Source organism: Roseivivax halodurans JCM 10272, from assembly GCF_000521785.1.
GTDB lineage: Bacteria > Pseudomonadota > Alphaproteobacteria > Rhodobacterales > Rhodobacteraceae > Roseivivax > Roseivivax halodurans.
In genome coordinates this window covers 58,587-76,977 of the sequence record NZ_JALZ01000009.1, presented here as the reverse complement: position 1 = coordinate 76,977, position 18,391 = coordinate 58,587, and the positions used below count along the sequence as shown (strand labels likewise).

The following is an 18,391-nucleotide window of genomic DNA, read 5'->3' as shown; positions in this document are numbered from 1 at the left end:
CGATCGTCAGAGCGGGATGTACTCGATGCTCTCGCCCTTGCTGCGGGGGGGATCGTTTGCGGGGCGTATCGCCAAGGCATCAGCCTCGTTCAGCACGCTCAGGAGTGCGCTGTCCTGACGCTCGAACACCGTGATGCCCTGCGCATCGCGGAAAGCCCGCATGTAATGCTCCCGCATGCCGTTCTCCGGCAGGTCGTGCGTCAGGACCGCAGAGGCGCGGCGCGCCGGTTCGGCAGGCAGGCCGAGCATCGCACGAACCACCGGCAGCACGAAGACATGGCCGCAGACCAGCGCCGAGACCGGATTGCCCGGCAGTCCGATCATGACTGCGACCCCGAGGCATCCGGCCATCAGCGGCTTTCCCGGCCGCATGGCAATCTTGTAGAAGGACCGCTCCATGCCGCGTGCGCCCGCGGCGTCAACCACGAGATCGTGGTCGCCGACCGATGCGCCGCCGACGGTGATCACGAGGTCGGCGTCGTCGACGAGGCCGAGCACGGTATCGAGCGACCGGTGCGTGTCCCTTGCGATGGGCAGCATCCGCGGCTCGGCGCCGACATCCCTCAGCATCGCGTGGAGCCCGTAGGTGTTCGACGCGACGATTTGGTCCCGACCGGGCACCTCGCCTGGCGATACCAGTTCGTCGCCGGTGGCGATCAGCGCAACCCGAGGACGCCGGGACACGCGAACGGAGCCCGCGTTCATCGCCGCAAAGAGCGCGACATCGGCGGGTCTGATCTTGCGCGGAGCGGCGACACGGAAACCCGCGAGAAAATCGGCACCGGCAGGACGGACATGGGTGGTGCCGGACAAATCGCCGACGGTGATGCGGTTGCCGTCGGCGGTGACATCCTCCTGAATGACAACCCGCTGCGCTCCCTCGGGCATCGGCGCTCCGGTGAAGATGCGGACCGCTTCGCCTGTGGCGACCGTACCCGCGAAGCCATGGCCTGCCGAGCTTTCGCCGATGACGCGGAGCGTTTGACCAACGGACGCATCGGCCACCGCATAACCGTCCATCGCGGAGGCCGCAAAGGGCGGCTGGTCCCGGTTCGCGAGAATGTCGGCCCGCAGGACCCGGCCATGCGCTTCGAGAAGAGGCACGTCCTCGGTCTCGAGCGGAGCGACAAGGTCGAACAGCGCCTTCAGGGCCTCCTCGACCGGGATCATGGCGCCTCGTAGCGACCGGATTTGCCGCCGTCCTTGAACTCCAGATGGATGCCGCCGATCTCCATTGCCTTGTCCACCGCCTTGGCCATGTCGTAGACCGTGAGCGCCGCGGTCGAGACGGCGGTCAATGCTTCCATCTCGACTCCCGTCTGGCCGGTCGTCTTGACGGTCGCCTCTATGCGCAGACCCGGCAGATCGGGATCGGGTGTCAGCTCGACCGCCACCTTCGTCACGGGCAGCGGATGACAGAGCGGGATCAGCTCCGAGGTCCGCTTGGCCCCCATGATGCCAGCGAGCCGGGCGATGCCAATGACATCGCCCTTCCTGGCACGCCCTTCGGTAATGATCTCAAGTGTCTCGGATGCCATTTTCACCCATCCCGCGGCCACCGCCGTCCGGGCGGTCGTGGCCTTGTCCGAGACGTCGACCATGTGAGCGTGGCCGTCCTGGTCGAAATGGGTCAGATCGGGCATCGGATCAGGCCGGGACAGGGTCGGCGAGGATCCGGGCGGTCGCGGCCTCGACATTCTCTTCGCGCATCAGGGCCTCTCCGATCAGGAAGCTGCGTGCCCCCGCTTCGGCCATCGCCTTCAGGTCCTCGGCGCCGTGGAGGCCCGATTCCGAGATCACCAGGCGGTCCTCGGGAATGTCCGAGGCGAGCGATTTCGTCACTTCAAGGGAGGTCTCGAAGGTATTGAGATCGCGGTTGTTTACGCCGATCATGCGCGACTTGAGCTTCAGCGCGCGATCGAGCTCCTCGCGATTGTGCACCTCGATGAGAACGTCCATGCCCCAGTCCATGGCACAGGCTTCGAGCTCGGCCGCTTCGCCGTCTTCGAGCGCCGCCATGATCAGCAGGATGCAATCCGCGTGGAGGGACCGGGCCTCGACGATCTGATAGGGGTCGAAGATGAAATCCTTGCGCAAGGTCGGCAGCATCGTCGCGCTGCGCGCTTGGCTGAGATACGGCTTCGCGCCCTTGAAGAAGTGCATGTCGGTGAGGACCGACAGGCAAGTTGCCCCGCCGCGCTCGTAGGACCGCGCAAGCTCGGCCGGATCGAAATTGTCGCGGATGAGACCCTTGGACGGGGAGGCCTTCTTGATCTCTGCGATGAGCCCGTACCCGTTCGTCTGCGCGCGGGCGAGGCTGTCGGCGAAGGGACGCACCGGGTCGGCGTTCCTGGCGGCGCCCTCGATCAGATCGACGGGCATCGTCGCCTTGTCCGACGCGATCTCCATGAGTTTGTGGGCCTTGATCTTGTCCAGAATGGTCTCTGTCATGTCCTCATCCAATTGATTTCTCTATCGCCCTTGGCCCGGAGCCAGTGGTTGACGCGCGAAAACGGACGGGAGCCGAAGAAGCCCCGCCGTGCCGACAACGGCGATGGGTGTGACGACGAGACGATAAGGTGATCGGCGCCGGATATGAAGGGGCAGAAGGACTTCGCATGGCCACCCCAAAGTATAAATGCCCGAGGAGACTGCGAAAGTTCGGCGAGGATTTCCTTGGCGAGCTCGCTCCACCCAAGTTTCGCATGTCCGTTCGCGGCGCCCTCCGGCACGGTCAGTGCCGTGTTGAGAAGCAGGACCCCCTCGCGTGCCCATCCCCGCAGGTCCCCGTCTTCAGGTGACGCACCAACATCATCCTCCATCTCTTTGAAAATGTTCGCCAATGAGCGGGGGAGGGGTCTCACGTCCGGCTCGACCGAAAATGCATGACCGTGGGCGTGTCCCGCGGTCGGATACGGATCCTGGCCGAGGATGACGACACGGACCTCCTCGGGCGGGAGCGCCTCGAGTGCCGCAAATGTCTGGTGCGCGGGAGGCAGGATCGCGCGATCGTCTGCCGCCAGCGCCGCCTCGACCTGCGGCAGCCGCTCCCGGAAGAACCGTAAGTGCGCCCATGCGGGTGGCGGCGTCAACGTCACGCCCGGCTCGCCCTTGCGAGAGCCTCCACGCGCGCCTTTGCCGCCCCCGAGTCGAGGCTTTCGGCTGCCATCGCCGCGCCGACCTTGAGGTCTTCGGCCCGTCCGGCCACCACGAGAGCCGCGGCCGCGTTGAGCAGCACCGCGTCGCGATAGGCCGACGGCTCGCCGTCGAGCACGCTGCGGAATGCCTGCGCGTTCTGCTCGGGCGCGCCGCCGACGATGCTCTCGAACGAATGCTCGGGCAGTCCGGCGTCTTCGGGGTGGATCTCGAATTCGGCGACCTCGCCCGCATCGAGCGCCGCGACCCAGCTTATGCCGCAGATCGACAGCTCGTCAGTGCCGTCGCCTCCATGGACGAGCCACGCCCTGTCGGAGCCGAGGGTGCGCAGGGTCTCGGCCATCGGCCGGATCAGGGTCCGGGAAAATGCGCCGGTGAGCTGTCGCTTGACCCCCGCCGGATTGGTCAACGGCCCGAGAATGTTGAAGATCGTGCGCGTGCCGAGTTCCATCCGCGTCGGGCCCACATGAGCCATGGCGGGATGATGGAGCGGGGCCATCATGAAGCAGATGCCCGCCTCTCGCAGGACGGGCCCGACCCGCGACGCATCGAGCATCACGTTCACGCCCATCTGCGTCAGCGCGTCGGCCGATCCCGATTTCGACGACAGATTACGGTTGCCGTGCTTGGCGACCGGCACGCCCGCACCCGCCACCACGAACGCGGTGGCCGTCGAGATGTTGAGCGTGCCCTTGCCGTCGCCGCCGGTGCCGACGATGTCCATGGCGCCCTCGGGCGCCACGACCTTGTGGCACTTGGCGCGCATGACGGCCGCGGCGGCGGCGTATTCCTCGACCGTTTCGCCTCGCGTGCGGAGGGCCATGAGAAGCCCCCCGATCTGGCTCGGGGTTGCTTCACCATCGAAGAGAAGCGTGAAAGCGGCCTCTGCCTCGTCCCGGGTGAGCGGGCGATCCGCGGCGGCATCGATCAGCGGTTTCAGGGCGTCACTCATGCGGGCACCGGTAGCGTCTCGAGGAAGTTCCGCAGCAGCTGATGGCCATGTTCCGAGGCGATCGACTCGGGGTGGAACTGCACCCCGTGGATCGGCAGCTCGCGGTGGGACACTCCCATGATGGTGCCGTCTTCGAGATCCGCGGTGATCTCGAGCGTGTCGGGCAGGGTTTCGCGCTCAACGACGAGAGAATGGTACCGCGTCGCATCGAACGGCGACGGAAGCCCGCCGAAGACGCCGCGGCCGGAATGCCGGACGTGGCCCGGTTTGCCGTGAACGATCTCGCTGGCGCGAACGACCTGTCCCCCGAAGGCCTGACCTATCGTCTGGTGTCCGAGGCAGACACCGAGGAGGGGCGTGCGCGTTTCCGCCGCAGCTTCCGTGAGCGCAAGGCAGATGCCGGCCTGATCGGGATCGCAGGGACCTGGGGAGAGGACGATGCCGGCGGGCGAGAGTGCCATCGCCTCCTGCACATCGAGAGCATCGTTGCGGGCGACCTTCACCTCTGCACCGAGCTCGCCCAGATAATGGACGAGGTTGTAGGTAAAGCTGTCGTAATTGTCGATGAGAAGCAGCATGGCGTTCCCTTGTGTGTCTGGGCCGCTCTGGGGCTGGCCGCGAATGCGCGGGTCGCGCCATACATGCTTCGCTCGGCGGAGGCGCGTCAAGGGCGCCAAGGGTCACGACAGCAGCCCGGTCCCTCCGGAACGTCGCGGGTCACGACGTGAGGCAACGCCGGCGACAGGCGGGTGTGCTCGATGTCGTGTGCGTCGATACCTGTGTCGGTGGTGTGGAATGTTTCCGAGGCCGGCTGGGCCTCATCCCGGGCGCGGTACATCCGAGGGAGTTCATCCGGGTCTCAGGGTCGTTGCGGGCGCAAGGTCAGGCCCACGAGTGAAGCTCCGTAGCCAGATCGCCATAGCCGGTATAGCGCCGCTCGTATGCGAGCCCGAGGCGATCGGCGCAGCTCTGCGCCTTCGCGTCGAGCGCCGGGTCATCGGTTTGCGCGAGGTAGATCAGCGTTTCGTAATGGCCAAAATAGGTATCGCGAAGGGCGGGGTGGCGATCGAGGCCGAGCGGCTCCCAGACGAAGGCGTCGAACTGGCGGGCCAGGAAGTCGGTCAGGTAGAACGCCGTCATCTCTTCGTGCGCGGCGAAGGCCGCGTTCCCTTCGAAGAAGCTGTAGCAATGCGGACCGGGAACCATGGCGACACCCAGCTCCATGCAGCGGTCTTCGAGCCGCCCCCCGGTGCCGCAATCGGCATAGACCACTCGAATGTCGTCATAGGCGTGTGAATGCTTGCGCACCGCCGCTTCGACCGCGTCCGGTATCGCATCGGGAGTGTTGTGCAGAATGGCTGGCAGACAAACGAGGTCGACGTGATCCCAGCCATTCAGCTCGATGAGCGCTAGTATCTCGCGTGCCAGCGCGCCGCACGCGATGAAGAGGACGGACCCGCTACGAGCCGGCGCGATCCCGTCATGCGTCAATGCGTCGTCGGGAGGCGTTGCGGTCAGATGTGGCGGTCGTCGAAAGGAACGTGACCGAGGCCCCAGCGCAGGGCGAGGGCAAGGATCAGGAGAACCGGCAGAACCGTCAGGGCCCCAAAGGCACTCATGGCCCATACCGTCAGCGCGGCCGCGGTCGCCACGAAGAGCACGAGCAGGGCGAAAAACGTCACAGGCATTCATGGCCTCCTCTCTTGGCAAACAATATGGTCCCGTTTGCGCGAAAGAAAAAGCCTCTCGTGCGTGCTCACGGCGCTTTGACGCAGCGATACCGGATTCGGGCGCCAATCAGCCGACTGCGACACGATTGTGGCGCCGGGCCATCATCGCCTTGGCCGTCTCGACCGCGACAGCCGCGTCTCGGCAATACGCGTCTGCGCCAATCGCCTTGCCGAACTCCTCATTCAGAGGTGCGCCGCCGACCAGCACGACATAGTCGTCGCGGATCCCCTTCTGCACCAGAGTGTCGATGACGGTCTTCATGTAGGGCATCGTCGTCGTCAGCAGGGCGGACATGCCGAGAATGTCCGGCTTCTCGGTTTCCAGCGCCTCGAGGTAGCTTTCGACCGGGTTGTTGATGCCGATGTCGATCACCTCGAAACCTGCGCCCTCCATCATCATCGAGACGAGGTTCTTGCCGATGTCGTGGATGTCGCCCTTGACCGTGCCGATCACCATGCGCCCGACCGTCGGTGCCCCGGTTTCGGCCAGAAGCGGCTTCAGGATCGCCATCCCGGCCTTCATCGCGTTCGCGGCGAGCAGCACTTCCGGAACGAAGAGGATCCCGTCGCGGAAATCCTTGCCGACGATCGTCATGCCGGCGACCAGGGCTTCGGTCAGGATCCTGTAGGGCTCCCATCCGCGTTCGAGCAGGATGTTCACCGCTTCCTCGATCTCTTCCTTGAGGCCGTCGTAGAGATCGTCGTGCATCTGCTGCACGAGGTCGTCATCCTCGAGTTCGGAGAGGACCAGATCGTCTTGATCGTCGGACATTGCACACTCCCTGGGGGCCACCGGCCCATCTCGCGCGGTTTCCCCACAATTGGTTCCGTGTCCTCCCGGACAATCGCCGGTTTGCGACCTCGCGCGCTCATACTGCGACGGAGGCGTTAATTTTGCATGCGCGATCCGCCAAGGATCCTTGCGGATGTTCGTCAAATGTTCCAATCATGCACCCATGCCGCGCCATCTCAACCCCGTCGCTCCCGAAACGGCCCGCGCCCGCGGAGCGCAGAGTTGCGACACCGGCAGGTTCGAACGCTTCGGGCGTGAGCTGACACATGACGGGTGGGACATCCCAGAGGAGGTGTCCGTGCTGCGCACCGAAGTCTCGGACGAGGCGCCGCGCAGCCTGATCAATTATGTCCGTTCACCCGACCTCCCGTTCGACCGGACGATCAACCCATATCGTGGCTGCGAGCACGGCTGCATCTACTGTTTCGCCCGGCCCACGCATGCCTATCTGAACCTCTCGCCGGGTCTCGATTTCGAGACGCGTCTAGTCGCCCGACCTTCCGCCCCCGAGGTGCTGGAACGGGAGCTGCGCGCCAAGCGCTATGCGTGCCGACCGATCGCGATCGGGACCAACACCGATCCCTATCAACCGATCGAGCGCGACCGGGGCATCATGCGCGGCGTGTTGAAGGTTCTTCGGGATTTCCGCCATCCCGTCGGTATCGTCACGAAAGGCGCCCTGATCGAACGCGACATCGACATCCTGGCAGAGATGGCCTCGGAAGGGCTCGTGCGGGTCGGTCTGTCTGTGACGACGCTCGACCGGGACCTCGCCCGGCGGATGGAGCCACGCGCACCCTCGCCGCAGCGCCGCCTCGCCGCGATCCGCAACCTCGCGCAGGCAGGCATTCCGGTCCGGCTGATGGTCTCACCCGTCGTTCCGGCGCTGACCGATCCCGAGATGGAGAAGATCATGGAGACCGGGGCCGAGGCCGGAGCGGATGCGGCGAGCTGGATCATGCTGCGACTGCCGCGGGAGGTTTCTCCGCTCTGGCAGGACTGGCTTGAGACGCATTATCCGGACCGTGCGGTGCGTGTCATGAACCGTCTGCGGGAGATGCACGGCGGCAAGGACTACGACAGCCGCTGGCACCGCCGGATGCGGGGCGAGGGGCAATATGCCGATCTGATCCGGCACCGGTTCGACATCGCGGCGCGGCGGCTGAGACTGGATCGGAAGACCGCTCCCCTGCGCTGCGACCTCTTCCGACCGCCGCCGTCACCGGGTGATCAACTCGACCTGTTCTGAGCTGCCGGTTCCTGCCAGGAAAAGCTTCGGCGTCCGTCCAACCGGCCTCAGCCCCGGCGCCGCCGCCGATTGCCGGCCCTCGGGGTGGCGGTCGGTTCGGCTGTCCCGTCCTCGGCGGAAGAGAAGGGACCGATCGTGGTCGCAATCTCCCCGAGCGTCGGGCGTTCACCGCGCTCCGTGCCCTCGAGCGCGGCGCGCATCTTGCGCAAATGCTCTGGTGTCGTCCCGCAGCACCCGCCGATGATCCGCGCACCGGCGTTGCGGGCGAGAACGGCATAGGCCGCCATCAGATCGGGGGTGCCATCGTAGTGGATATGGCCCTCGACGAAGCGGGGGATCCCCGCATTCCCTTTGGCGATGATGGGGCGCGCGGTACCGTGCTCGTTCAGCGCCAGCACCGTTCGCAGGAGATCCGAGGCGCCAACGCCGCAATTTGCCCCGAACGCCACGGGAGAGTTCGGCACGTCCTCGACGAGGTCCGCGAGCCCGGGCGCGGTCAGGCCCATCATCGTCCGACCGGCGGTGTCGAAGCTCATGGTTCCGCACCAGGGCATGTCCGCGAGCGCGAAAGCTTCGGCCGCAGCGCGATACTCGCCCGGTGCCGAGATCGTTTCGAGCCAGAGCACGTCCGCGCCGCCCTCCTTCAGCCCTTCGGCGGTCTCGTGGAACATCTCGACCGCGCGGGCATGGGAGAGCGGCCCCAAGGGCTCCATGATCTCTCCCGTCGGGCCGACGGAGCCGGCGACGATCACCTCGCGGCCGGCCGCATCGGCGATCTCGCGTCCGAGTTCCGCGGACCGGCGCGACAGCTCGAACGCCCGGTCCGCGGACGCGTGCAATGCGAGGCGCGAGGCGTTTGCGCCGAAGGAATTCGTGAGGAAGAGGTCCGACCCGGCCTCGACGGCGCCCCGGTAAAGGGCGCGGACGGCGTCCGGACGATCGGCGTTCCAGAGCTCCGGCGCCTCACCGGCGTCGAGCCCCATGGCGAAGAGGTTCGTTCCGGTCGCGCCATCCGCGAGCAGCCAGTCGCGGCGAGACAGAAGGGCGGTCAACGGATCGTTCATGATGGTCTCTCCCCGGGGGTGTCCACAGGCCAGAGACCGCAGGGCCGGGCAGGGCGCCTGCCTGCCAGCGGCATCGCGTGGCCCGGAAACGGCGCGTCCGGCGCCGTCCGGGCCAGGGCACTCAGTGCTCTTCGGCGAGCTGCTTCTTGGCGTTGAGCAGGCACTCGGCCATCTGGGAGCGGATTTCCTCGGGCGAGGATTTGTCGCCGAGATCCGCGGCCACTTTCCGAACCACGTCCTCGTGGCCGGCCTCCTCGAAGTCGGCCTTCACGACCTCCCTGGCATAGGCGTCGGCCTCGTCACCCGATAGGCCGAGCTTTTCGGCCGCCCAGAGACCGAGAAGCTTGTTGCGCCGCGCCTCGGCGCGAAACTTCATCTCCTCGTCATGGGCGAACTTGTTCTCGAAAGCGGATTCGCGGTCATCGAAAGTGGTCATGATCCCGGTCCTGGCCAAAGTTGTTCGGTATCACAGCTATGAAGCTGCGCGCGCATCGGTGCAAGCGCAGTGGCACAGCTTGCGACGCTGCTGTCCATGGACTAAAGGATGCGCGGGCGGGAGACTGATCCGAGATCCCAGAACGAAAGGGCCGTCATGGCGCGTCGCAAGAAGATCTACGAAGGCAAGGCCAAGATTCTATATGAAGGGCCGGAACCTGGCACGCTTGTGCAATACTTCAAGGACGACGCCACCGCCTTCAACGCGCAGAAGAAGGAGGTCGTGGACGGCAAGGGCGTGCTGAACAACCGCCTGTCCGAGTTCTTCATGACCGGGCTCAACAACATCGGCGTGCCGACGCACTTTATCAAGCGTCTGAACATGCGCGAGCAGCTCGTCCGGTCCTGCGAGATCATTCCGCTCGAGGTCGTTGTGCGCAACGTCGCGGCCGGATCGCTGTCGAAGCGTCTCGGCATCGAGGAAGGGACGGTTCTGACGCGCCCGATCGTCGAATATTACTACAAGGACGACAAGCTGGGCGACCCGATGGTCACCGAAGAGCACATTGCGGCCTTCGGCTGGGCCAGCCAGCAGGACATGGACGACATCCTGAGCCTCGCGTTGCGCGTCAACGACTTCATGTCGGGCGTGATGATGGCGGTCGGCATCCGGCTCGTCGACTTCAAGATCGAGATCGGCCGGCTCTACGACGGCGATTACCAGCGTCTGATCGTGGCCGACGAGATCTCGCCGGACAGCTGCCGGCTCTGGGATGCGGAAAGCGGCCAGAAGCTCGACAAGGACGTCTTCCGCCGCGATCTGGGCGATCTGGCCGACGCCTATACCGAGGTGGCGCGCCGGCTCGGCGTGATGCCGAAGAATTCGCAACCGATCACGAAGCCGACGCTCATCAATTGAAAGCGTAAGACGGGCGGCAACGTCCGGTATCTGAATATTCCACCCAAGAAGAAGCAGGAGCCGGGGCGCGATTGACAGCGCGACGCGACGCGCCCGGTTGTCGAAGGAGGACGCAATGAAGGCACGGGTTCACGTCATGCTGAAGGACGGCGTCCTCGATCCCCAGGGAGAGGCGGTCCGTCATGCCCTCGGCGCGATGGGCTTCGACGGTATCGAGGGCGTCCGCCAGGGCAAGGTCATCGAGCTCGACCTCGCCGACGGGACCAGCGAGGATCGCGTCGCCGAGATGTGCGAACGCCTGCTCGCCAATACCGTGATCGAGAGCTACCGCATCGAGGTGTTGTGATGCGCGCTGCCGTCATCGTCTTTCCCGGGTCCAACTGCGACCGCGATCTCGCGGTGGCCCTGCGCGCCGCCGGCATCGAGACCGAGATGGTCTGGCACAAGGACACCTCGCTGCCGGAGGGGATCGACCTCGTCGGCGTTCCCGGCGGCTTTTCCTACGGCGACTACCTGCGTTGCGGCGCCATCGCGGCGACCTCGCCGGTGATCCGGGCGGTGAAGGCACATGCGGACCGGGGCGGCTACGTGCTCGGGGTCTGCAACGGCTTCCAGATCCTGACCGAGACAGGCATGCTGCCGGGCGCCCTGCTGCGCAATGCAGGGCTCAAGTACATCTGCCGGACCGTGCCGCTTGTGGTCGGGACCGAGGACAGCGTCTTCACCTCGGCCTATGCGACCGGGGAAGAACTGCAGATCCCCATCGCGCATCACGACGGCAACTACATCGCCGATGCCGAGACGCTGTCGCGGCTCGCCGGCGAGGATCGCGTCGCCTTCACCTACGGCGACAATCCGAACGGCTCGGTGCACGACATCGCCGGCATCCTGTCGGAAAACCGCCGCATCCTCGGCATGATGCCGCATCCCGAACGCGCCGCGGATCCCGGTCACGGCGGCACCGACGGAAAAAGGCTCTTTGCGCATCTTGCAGAGACGCTGGCCACCGCCTGACTTGAGGCGGACCTCCGCCCGGCATAGGGTCGCCCAATGTCCGACGCGCCAGACACGAGCGAGGAGACCAGCCGCACCGGCCCGCTGAGCTGGCGGGTCCGGGCGGCATTGATCGTGCTCTTCGTGGCCGCGGTCGCGACGGTCTACGTCACCAACCAGATGCTGACGGCGCGCTTCACCGAGACGACGCGCAACCGGGCCGAACTGCGGCTGGCTCTCTATTCGGGGAACCTGCTGCCCGAGATCCGCCGGGCGGCCGTGGTGCCGCAGCTTCTCGCCCTCGACCAGTCGCTGATCCAGGCGCTCGACTCGGCCGAATACGTCCAGAGCTCTCAACGGCTGATCTACTACGCCGACCAGATCGGCGGCGCGTCGATGATGCTGCTCGACAGGGACGGGCGGACGGTGGCGGCGACCGACCGTGCCCGTCTCGGAGAGACGCACCGGCAGGCGCCCTATTTCGTCGATGCGCTGCGGACCGATTCGACGGTTTTCACCACGCAGCAGCTCGAGACCGGGGATTACGGCTTCTACTACTCGCGCCGGCTCGAGACTGGGGGAACGCCCCTCGGCGTCATCGTTGTCGAGGTCGATCTCGACAAGTTCGAGCGGGGGTGGGCGGGCCTCTCCGACGCGGTGCTCGTGACCGACAGCGAGGGCGCGATCATCCTCGCGACCGAGCCGCGCTGGCGCGGCCTGCAGGTCTCCGAGGCGCTCGAGCGGCAGCCGCCCGACAGCGCGATCGAACGCGCCATCCAGGCTACCGCCGACTGGACCGCCGCCTCGGCGGATGCCTATATCCGGGGCGAGGCCGTCATGCGGATCGACGGTCGCATTCCGTTCCGCGGCTGGTCGATCTCGTCCTTCACGACCTACGCCTCTGTCCGGGAGCGGGTGAATGCCGTCCTGGCGCTCGAGATCATGGTCTTCGCTCTCCTGGCGGCGGGCGCGTTCTACGTCCTGTCGCGCAAGACGGCCCTGAGGATGGCGCTGTTCCAGCGCGAGAGTGCCGAGCTGCGCCGCCTCAACCTGCGCCTCCAGGGCGAGATCGCGGAGCGCGAGCGGGTGCAGGAGAACCTGGCCGTCGCCGAGCAGACGCTGGAACAGAGCTCGAAGCTGGCGGCTCTCGGCGAAATGTCTGCCGCCGTCAGCCACGAGCTGAACCAGCCGCTTGCCGCAATGCGGACCTATCTCGCCGGCGCGCGCCTCCTGCTCAGCCGCAACCGCCCCGAGGAGGCCACGACCGCCTTCCACCGCATCGACGACCTGATCGAGCGGATGGGCGCGATCACCAAGCAGCTGAAATCCTACGCCCGCAAGGGTGACGACGCCTTCCATCCCGTCGACATGGCCGAGGCGCTCGCTTCGGCGCTGTCGATGATGGAGCCCCAGCTTAAGTCCCGCCAGGTGCGGATCAGCCGCATTCTGCCCGAGACACCCGTCTTGGTACTCGGCGACCGTGTGCGGATCGAGCAGGTGCTGGTGAACCTCCTCCGCAACGCGCTCGATGCGACCAAGAGCGTGCGCAATCCCGAGATTGAGGTCCTGCTGGCGAGCGGCGAGACCGCGACGCTGACCGTGCGCGACAACGGGCACGGGATCGAGGATCTCGACGCGCTCTTCGAGCCATTCTACACGACTAAGCAGCCGGGAGACGGCACCGGGCTCGGTCTCGCCATCTCTTCGGGGATCGTGCATGATCTCGGCGGACGCCTCACGGCTCGGAACGCCGAGGGGGGTGGCGCGGTTTTCGAGATGCAGCTGCCGATTCACAAAGAAAAAGACCAACAAGCCGCGGAGTAACTCCTATGGCCAAGGCCATGAAGATCGCCATCGTCGACGACGAGAAAGACATGCGCCAGTCGATCAGCCAGTGGCTGGCACTGTCGGGCTACGACACCGAAAGCTTTGCGAGCGCCGAAGAGGCGCTGGCGACCGTCGGACCGGATTACCCGGGCATCGTCATCTCGGACATCAAGATGCCGGGCATGGACGGGATCCAGTTCCTCAAGAAGCTGATGGGCGTCGACAGCACGCTTCCCGTCGTGATGATCACCGGGCACGGGGACGTGCCGATGGCGGTCGAGGCGATGCGCATCGGCGCCTTCGACTTCCTCGAGAAGCCCTTCAACCCGGACCGTATGTCCGAGCTTGCCAAGAAGGCGACGAATGCGCGCCGCCTGACGCTCGACAACCGCCAGCTTCGCAAGGAGCTCTCGGACGGCACGCAGATCATGCAGAAGCTGATCGGCTCCTCTCCCGCGATGGAGCGGCTGCGCGAGGACATTCTCGATCTCGGCCAGGCCGACGGGCACGTCCTGATCGACGGCGAGACCGGCACCGGCAAGACGCTTGTCGCGCATGCGCTTCACGCCGTCGGCTCGCGCGCCGGCAAGAAGTTCGTTCTGCTGCCCTGCGCCGCGATGGACGAGCCGACCCTGATGAAACGGCTTTTCGGGCCGATGGAGGAGGGCGATGTGGTTCTCCCCGCGATGGAGGAGGCGCGCGGCGGCACGCTGGTGCTCGAGGATATCGAGGCGCTGAGCGATCAGGCGCAGGCGCGCCTGCTGTCGGTGATCAACGAGCAGGGCAACCCGCCAGAGACGCGGATCGTGGCCATCTGCAATCTTCAGGACGAGGGCAAGACCTGCGAGACGGCTTTGCGCTCGGACCTCTTCTACCGCCTTGCGGCGCTGCGCATCACGGTGCCGCCGCTGCGCCAGCGCGGCGAGGACATCCTGACGCTTTTCACGCGCCTGTCCGAGCAATATGCCGAGGAATACGGCTGCGACGCGCCCGAGGTCTCGGCGCAGGAGGCGGCACAGCTCCTTCAGGCGCCATGGCCGGGCAATGTCCGCCAGCTCATCAACCTCGCCGAACGCGCCACGCTCCAGTCGCGCCGCGGCTCGGGCACCATCGCCTCGCTCCTCATGAACGACCACGAGGAGATGAAGCCGGTGATGACCACCGAAGGCAAGCCGCTCAAGGAATATGTCGAGGCGTTCGAGCGCATGCTCATCGACAACACCATGCGGCGTCACAAGGGGTCGATCTCGGCAGTGATGGAGGAACTCTGCCTCCCGCGCCGGACGCTCAATGAGAAGATGGCGAAGTACAGCCTGCAGCGCTCGGATTATCTCTGAGCGCCTGATCGCCTGCGGCGGCGAGGGCTCTGCCCTCGCGCTCCCGGGATATTTTCGTCAAGAAGAAGGGGGCCGCCGATCGACGCCGCGGCGCGTGGCGGTCAGTGGAGCAGGCGGCCCATCGCTCCGGCGACGTCGGCCATGCGCGCGGAAAACCCCCATTCGTTGTCGTACCATGCCAGAACGCGCACGAGGCGGCGGCCCATGACCTTCGTCTGGTCGGGCGCGAAGATCGAGCTCGCGGTCGTGTGGTTGAAGTCGATCGAGACCTTAGGTTCGGGATCGTAGGCGAGAACCGAGCCCATGTGACCCGCGGCCGCGTCCTGCACCACGGCATTCACGTCGTCCACGGTCACGTCGCGCCCCGCCTCGAAGGTCAGGTCCACCGCCGACACGTTCGGCGTCGGCACCCGGATGGCCGAGCCGTCGAGTTTGCCGGCGAGGCCGGGCAGCACCTCGCCGATGGCCTTGGCGGCTCCGGTCGAGGTGGGGATCATCGCCATCGCCGCCGCGCGCGCCCGGTAGAGGTCGGCGTGCCTGCGGTCGAGCGTCGGCTGGTCGCCGGTATAGGAATGGATCGTCGTCATGATCCCGCCCTCGATGCCGATCTTCTCGTCGAGCACCTTGGCGAGCGGCGCGAGGCAGTTCGTCGTGCAGGAGCCGTTAGAGATCATCCGCTCCTCCGCCAGCATCTCCCTGTGATTGACGCCGTAAACCACGGTCCGGTCGACGTTTTTCGCGGGCGCAGAGATGAGCACCTTGCGGGCGCCCCGGCGCAGATGCACGTCGGCCTTGCTTCCGTCGTTGAACTGGCCCGTGCATTCGAGGACGACGTCGCAGCCCGACCAGTCGAGTTCTTCGGGATCGTAGGTCGAGAACACCTTCATCGGCCCGTGGCCGAGATCCATCGTGTCGCCCTCGACCTTTACCTCGCCGCCGAAGCGGCCGTGCACGCTGTCGTAGCGCAGAAGATGCGCGTTCGTCTCGATCGGTCCGGAGGCGTTGATCTTGACCACGGCGACGTCGTTGCGCGCGCTTTCTGCGATATGCGCAAGCGTGCAGCGGCCGATCCGGCCGAATCCGTTGATCCCGAGCGTGACGGTCATTGGGCTGTCCTCGTTCGTATACTGTCGGATACTGCCTAGTGGGGCGATGCTGCAGGCGCAAAGGCAAAAGGTCTTTCGAGGCAATGTGTTAGCGTTAAATGCGTGGGCACCGGGAGTGGTGGCGCTAACTCCGGAACAGGGTTCGCGCTACCGTTAGCGCGAGCATGGGTTGCGTGCTCCGGGGTGGGAGAATCGGAATGGCGGATGTGGCGGTGCTGGTCGGGCGGGCGTTGATCGCGCTGCTGTTCCTTGCAGGCGCGGCGCAGAAGGCGATCGATCCCGCGCCCGCCATGGCGCTTCTGACCGGACTGGGGTTACCGGCCTGGCCGGTCTGGCCCGCGGCGCTCTTCAATCTTGCTGCCGGGCTTGCGCTGATCGCGGGATGGCGGGTTCCGGTCGTCGCCGCTTTGCTCGCACTCTACTGCATGGTCACTAGCGTCTTTCATCTCGTGCCCTCCGATCCCTGGCAGATGAGCATCTTCGTCAAGAACTGGGCTATCGCCGGCGGATGCCTCTGTCTTTCCGCTCATGGGGCGGGCCGGTTTTCGGTCGCGGCCTTGCAGCGGGGCGCGCCGCCGCTACGCTCCGGGCGAATGCAGACCGGCGAGGGCAATCGATGAGCGGACTTCTGGCACTACTCGATGACGTGGCGGCCATCGCCAAGGTGGCGGCGACCTCCGTCGACGACGTCGCGGCGCAGGCCATGAAGGCCGGCACGAAAGCCGCGGGAGCCGTGATCGATGACGCCGCGGTGACGCCGAAATACGTGCACGGCTTCCCGCCGGCCCGCGAGCTGCCCATCGTCGCCCAGATCGCGCGCGGCAGTCTGATCAACAAGCTTGTGTTCCTGCTGCCGGCCGGGCTCCTGCTCTCCGCCTTCGCGCCGTGGCTGATCCCGCCGCTCCTGATGCTCGGCGGCGCCTATCTCTGCTTCGAAGGGGCGGAAAAGCTCTACCACGCCTTCTTCGCGCACGAGACGGACGCGAAGGAGAAGGAGAAAAAGCCGCTCGACGCGCAGCATCTCGAAAAGCAGAAGGTGGCGGGCGCGATCAAGACCGATTTCATCCTCTCCGCCGAGATCATGACGATCGCGCTCTCGGCCATTCCGGAAAGCAGTTTCTGGCTCGAGGCGGCGACGCTTGCCGCGGTCGCGGTGATGATCACGGTCGCCGTTTACGGATCCGTCGCGCTGCTGGTCAAGATGGACGATATCGGGCTTCACCTCGCCGAGACGGGGCGCACCGGCGCGGGCCGGGGCCTCGGGCGCGGGATCGTCAAGGCGATGCCCGGCGTGATGCGCCTGCTGCAGGTTGTCGGAACGGCGGCGATGCTCTGGGTCGGCGGGTCGATTATCGTGCACGGTCTCGCCCAGATGGGCTGGCACGCGCCCGAGGAGATCATCCATTCCATCGCTGTGGCAATCGGCGGCGGCCTGCCCGAGGCGGCGCGCGGCACGGCGGAATGGATCGTGACGGCGATCTGCGACGGCATCCTCGGGATCGCGCTCGGCTTCGCGCTCATACCGCTCGGCACCAAGGTGATCGGTCCGATCTGGGGCCGCATCTTCGGCGGAGGGGAGACGGCGGCGCATTGAGCCGCCGTCCAGGTCGTCAGCTCGACGATCCGGGCGTGATCTTCACTAGCTCCCCGTTCTGCTTGTCGGTGATCGCGAGGAGGGCGCCGTCACTGTCGATCTCGACGTCACGCACCCGGCCGAGTTCCATCCGTATGCGCTCCTCGGCCGCGACGCGATCACCTGACAGCTCAAGCCGCACGATGCCGCCGGGGTAGAGCGAGCCGATGAAGACGTCGCCCTGCCATTCGGAGAAGGCGTCGCCGTCATAGGTCAGCATGCCGCCGGGTGCGATGACGGGATCCCAGTAATAGACGGGCTGCTCCATGCCTTCGCGTTTGGATTCGCCCGATCCGATCGGCCCGCCGGAATAGCGGATACCGTAAGAGATGACCGGCCAGCCGTAATTCGCGCCCGCCTCGATCCGGTTGAGCTCGTCGCCGCCGCGCGGTCCGTGCTCGATGGTCCAGAGCTCGCCATCCCGCATCATCGCGCCCTGCAGGTTGCGGTGCCCGTAGCTCCAGATCGACGGGATCGCGCCGTCCCGGCCCGCGAAGGGATTGCCCTGCGGCACCTCGCCGTCGAGCGTCAGGCGCACGACCTTTCCGTACGTCTTGTCGAGATCCTGCGCGTAGACCCGCGTCTCGTCGGAGGAATGCTCGCCCGTCGTTACGTAGACATGGCCGGCGCCATCGAAGACGATGCGACTGCCGTAATGTTTCTTCACCCGCGAGCCCGGCTCCTGCACGAAGATGTCGGTGACATTCTCGAGCGCCGACATGTCTTCGGAGAGGGTTCCGTAGGCGGCGGCCGTCGCGGAGAGACCGTTCCCGACGGGCTTGGCGTAGCTAAGATAGACCCGGCGGCTCGTCTCGAAATCGGGCGCAAGCGCCACGTCGAGAAGGCCACCCTGGCCTTGCGCGACGACTTGCGGCACGCCAGAGATGGGATCGGAAAGCGCGCCGTCGCGACTGACGATTCTCAACCGCCCCGGACGCTCGGTGACGAGATAACCCGCATCGCCCGGCAGGACCTCGATCCCCCAGGGATGGACGAGGCCGTCCGCGATCGTCTGCATCGATGTCTGGACATCCGAAGAAACCAGCGGTGCGCGGGTCTGTTCGGCGAAAGCGGGCTCGAAATTGGCTTCCTTGGGTGAGCGGTCGAAATTCTGCGCTTCAGCGCAGGAGCTTATGCCGAGCGCGCTGAGCGCGGCTACGATGGACGTGGTCGGGCGCATGGCTCTCTCCGTTAAGA

The 18,391-nt window shown here is 66.0% G+C and carries 21 protein-coding genes and 1 pseudogene; 9 read left to right on the top strand and 13 right to left on the bottom strand.

The features are described from left to right. Window positions 1-6: 6 nt before the first annotated feature. From OCH239_RS10445 to OCH239_RS10410, 9 genes are all read right to left on the bottom strand, one after another. A complete protein-coding gene (locus OCH239_RS10445; RefSeq protein ID WP_037262093.1) occupies window positions 7-1,170 on the bottom strand; it encodes a molybdopterin molybdotransferase MoeA in 1,164 nt (387 codons plus the stop codon). Next, a complete protein-coding gene (gene moaC / locus OCH239_RS10440; protein ID WP_037262090.1) occupies window positions 1,167-1,643 on the bottom strand; it encodes a cyclic pyranopterin monophosphate synthase MoaC in 477 nt (158 codons plus the stop codon). Before moaC ends, OCH239_RS10445 begins: the two co-directional genes overlap by 4 nt. Before the next feature lie 4 nt (window positions 1,644-1,647). Beyond that, complete coding sequence (gene trpC / locus OCH239_RS10435; protein ID WP_037262087.1) at window positions 1,648-2,451, bottom strand: indole-3-glycerol phosphate synthase TrpC; 804 nt, start codon at window positions 2,449-2,451, stop codon at window positions 1,648-1,650. Continuing rightward, window positions 2,448-3,092 carry a uracil-DNA glycosylase gene (locus OCH239_RS10430; protein WP_037262238.1) on the bottom strand — a complete coding sequence of 215 codons (645 nt, stop codon included), beginning with the start codon at window positions 3,090-3,092 and terminating at the stop codon, window positions 2,448-2,450. The genes trpC and OCH239_RS10430 overlap by 4 nt, the downstream gene beginning before the upstream one ends. A 2-nt stretch (window positions 3,093-3,094) precedes the next feature. Further along, the gene (gene trpD, locus OCH239_RS10425) at window positions 3,095-4,108 is read right to left on the bottom strand and encodes an anthranilate phosphoribosyltransferase (protein ID WP_037262084.1); all 1,014 of its coding nucleotides are present in this window, start codon (window positions 4,106-4,108) and stop codon (window positions 3,095-3,097) included. Beyond that, window positions 4,105-4,686 carry an anthranilate synthase component II gene (locus tag OCH239_RS10420; protein ID WP_037262081.1) on the bottom strand — a complete coding sequence of 194 codons (582 nt, stop codon included), beginning with the start codon at window positions 4,684-4,686 and terminating at the stop codon, window positions 4,105-4,107. Before OCH239_RS10420 ends, trpD begins: the two co-directional genes overlap by 4 nt. A gap of 304 nt (window positions 4,687-4,990) precedes the next feature. Further along, window positions 4,991-5,599, bottom strand: coding sequence for a DUF1638 domain-containing protein (locus OCH239_RS10415; RefSeq protein ID WP_169733012.1), 609 nt, complete (start codon window positions 5,597-5,599; stop codon window positions 4,991-4,993). A gap of 23 nt (window positions 5,600-5,622) precedes the next feature. Further along, window positions 5,623-5,796: a hypothetical protein gene (locus OCH239_RS23280; RefSeq protein WP_169733013.1), complete on the bottom strand. Its 174-nt coding sequence runs from the start codon at window positions 5,794-5,796 to the stop codon at window positions 5,623-5,625. A gap of 109 nt (window positions 5,797-5,905) precedes the next feature. Beyond that, the gene (locus tag OCH239_RS10410; RefSeq protein ID WP_037262078.1) at window positions 5,906-6,610 is read right to left on the bottom strand and encodes a corrinoid protein; all 705 of its coding nucleotides are present in this window, start codon (window positions 6,608-6,610) and stop codon (window positions 5,906-5,908) included. 184 nt (window positions 6,611-6,794) lie between these two features. Between OCH239_RS10410 and OCH239_RS10405 the strand changes: the two genes are divergently transcribed. Continuing rightward, a complete protein-coding gene (locus OCH239_RS10405; RefSeq protein WP_037262236.1) occupies window positions 6,795-7,880 on the top strand; it encodes a PA0069 family radical SAM protein in 1,086 nt (361 codons plus the stop codon). A 47-nt stretch (window positions 7,881-7,927) separates the two neighbouring features. On the opposite strand, the gene bmt is transcribed toward OCH239_RS10405, so the two are convergent. Both bmt and OCH239_RS10395 read right to left on the bottom strand, forming a co-directional pair. Beyond that, window positions 7,928-8,944, bottom strand: coding sequence for a betaine--homocysteine S-methyltransferase (gene bmt / locus OCH239_RS10400; protein ID WP_037262062.1), 1,017 nt, complete (start codon window positions 8,942-8,944; stop codon window positions 7,928-7,930). 121 nt (window positions 8,945-9,065) lie between these two features. Then, entirely contained in the window at window positions 9,066-9,380 is a 315-nt protein-coding gene (locus OCH239_RS10395; protein ID WP_037262059.1) for a DUF1476 domain-containing protein, read from the bottom strand. 156 nt (window positions 9,381-9,536) lie between these two features. On the opposite strand from OCH239_RS10395, the gene purC reads away from it, so the two are divergent. From purC to OCH239_RS10370, 6 genes and pseudogenes are all read left to right on the top strand, one after another. After that, window positions 9,537-10,298 carry a phosphoribosylaminoimidazolesuccinocarboxamide synthase gene (purC, locus tag OCH239_RS10390; RefSeq protein WP_037262057.1) on the top strand — a complete coding sequence of 254 codons (762 nt, stop codon included), beginning with the start codon at window positions 9,537-9,539 and terminating at the stop codon, window positions 10,296-10,298. 115 nt (window positions 10,299-10,413) lie between these two features. Continuing rightward, on the top strand, window positions 10,414-10,644 hold the full coding sequence (gene purS / locus OCH239_RS10385; protein WP_037262054.1) for a phosphoribosylformylglycinamidine synthase subunit PurS: 231 nt from the start codon (window positions 10,414-10,416) through the stop codon (window positions 10,642-10,644). Further along, window positions 10,644-11,312: a phosphoribosylformylglycinamidine synthase subunit PurQ gene (purQ, locus tag OCH239_RS10380; RefSeq protein WP_037262052.1), complete on the top strand. Its 669-nt coding sequence runs from the start codon at window positions 10,644-10,646 to the stop codon at window positions 11,310-11,312. Before purS ends, purQ begins: the two co-directional genes overlap by 1 nt. Window positions 11,313-11,348: 36 nt before the next feature. After that, a pseudogene (locus OCH239_RS10375) lies at window positions 11,349-12,623 on the top strand (histidine kinase dimerization/phospho-acceptor domain-containing protein); the annotation flags it as partial. 36 nt (window positions 12,624-12,659) lie between these two features. Next, on the top strand, window positions 12,660-13,115 hold the full coding sequence (locus tag OCH239_RS23875; protein WP_425280285.1) for a sensor histidine kinase: 456 nt from the start codon (window positions 12,660-12,662) through the stop codon (window positions 13,113-13,115). Window positions 13,116-13,120: 5 nt separating this feature from the next. After that, entirely contained in the window at window positions 13,121-14,455 is a 1,335-nt protein-coding gene (locus tag OCH239_RS10370) for a sigma-54-dependent transcriptional regulator (RefSeq protein ID WP_037262047.1), read from the top strand. 101 nt (window positions 14,456-14,556) lie between these two features. On the opposite strand, the gene gap is transcribed toward OCH239_RS10370, so the two are convergent. Beyond that, the gene (gene gap, locus OCH239_RS10365; protein ID WP_037262044.1) at window positions 14,557-15,561 is read right to left on the bottom strand and encodes a type I glyceraldehyde-3-phosphate dehydrogenase; all 1,005 of its coding nucleotides are present in this window, start codon (window positions 15,559-15,561) and stop codon (window positions 14,557-14,559) included. Between the two features lie 197 nt (window positions 15,562-15,758). On the opposite strand from gap, the gene OCH239_RS10360 reads away from it, so the two are divergent. After that, window positions 15,759-16,181: a DoxX family protein gene (locus tag OCH239_RS10360; protein ID WP_037262041.1), complete on the top strand. Its 423-nt coding sequence runs from the start codon at window positions 15,759-15,761 to the stop codon at window positions 16,179-16,181. Beyond that, window positions 16,178-17,155 (top strand): DUF808 domain-containing protein, encoded by a 978-nt coding sequence (locus OCH239_RS10355; RefSeq protein WP_037262038.1) that lies wholly within the window; start codon window positions 16,178-16,180, stop codon window positions 17,153-17,155. The genes OCH239_RS10360 and OCH239_RS10355 overlap by 4 nt, the downstream gene beginning before the upstream one ends. 16 nt (window positions 17,156-17,171) lie before the next feature. Here OCH239_RS10355 and OCH239_RS10350 read toward each other — a convergent pair whose 3' ends face one another. After that, entirely contained in the window at window positions 17,172-18,374 is a 1,203-nt protein-coding gene (locus tag OCH239_RS10350; RefSeq protein WP_037262035.1) for a PQQ-dependent sugar dehydrogenase, read from the bottom strand. Window positions 18,375-18,391: the final 17 nt, after the last annotated feature.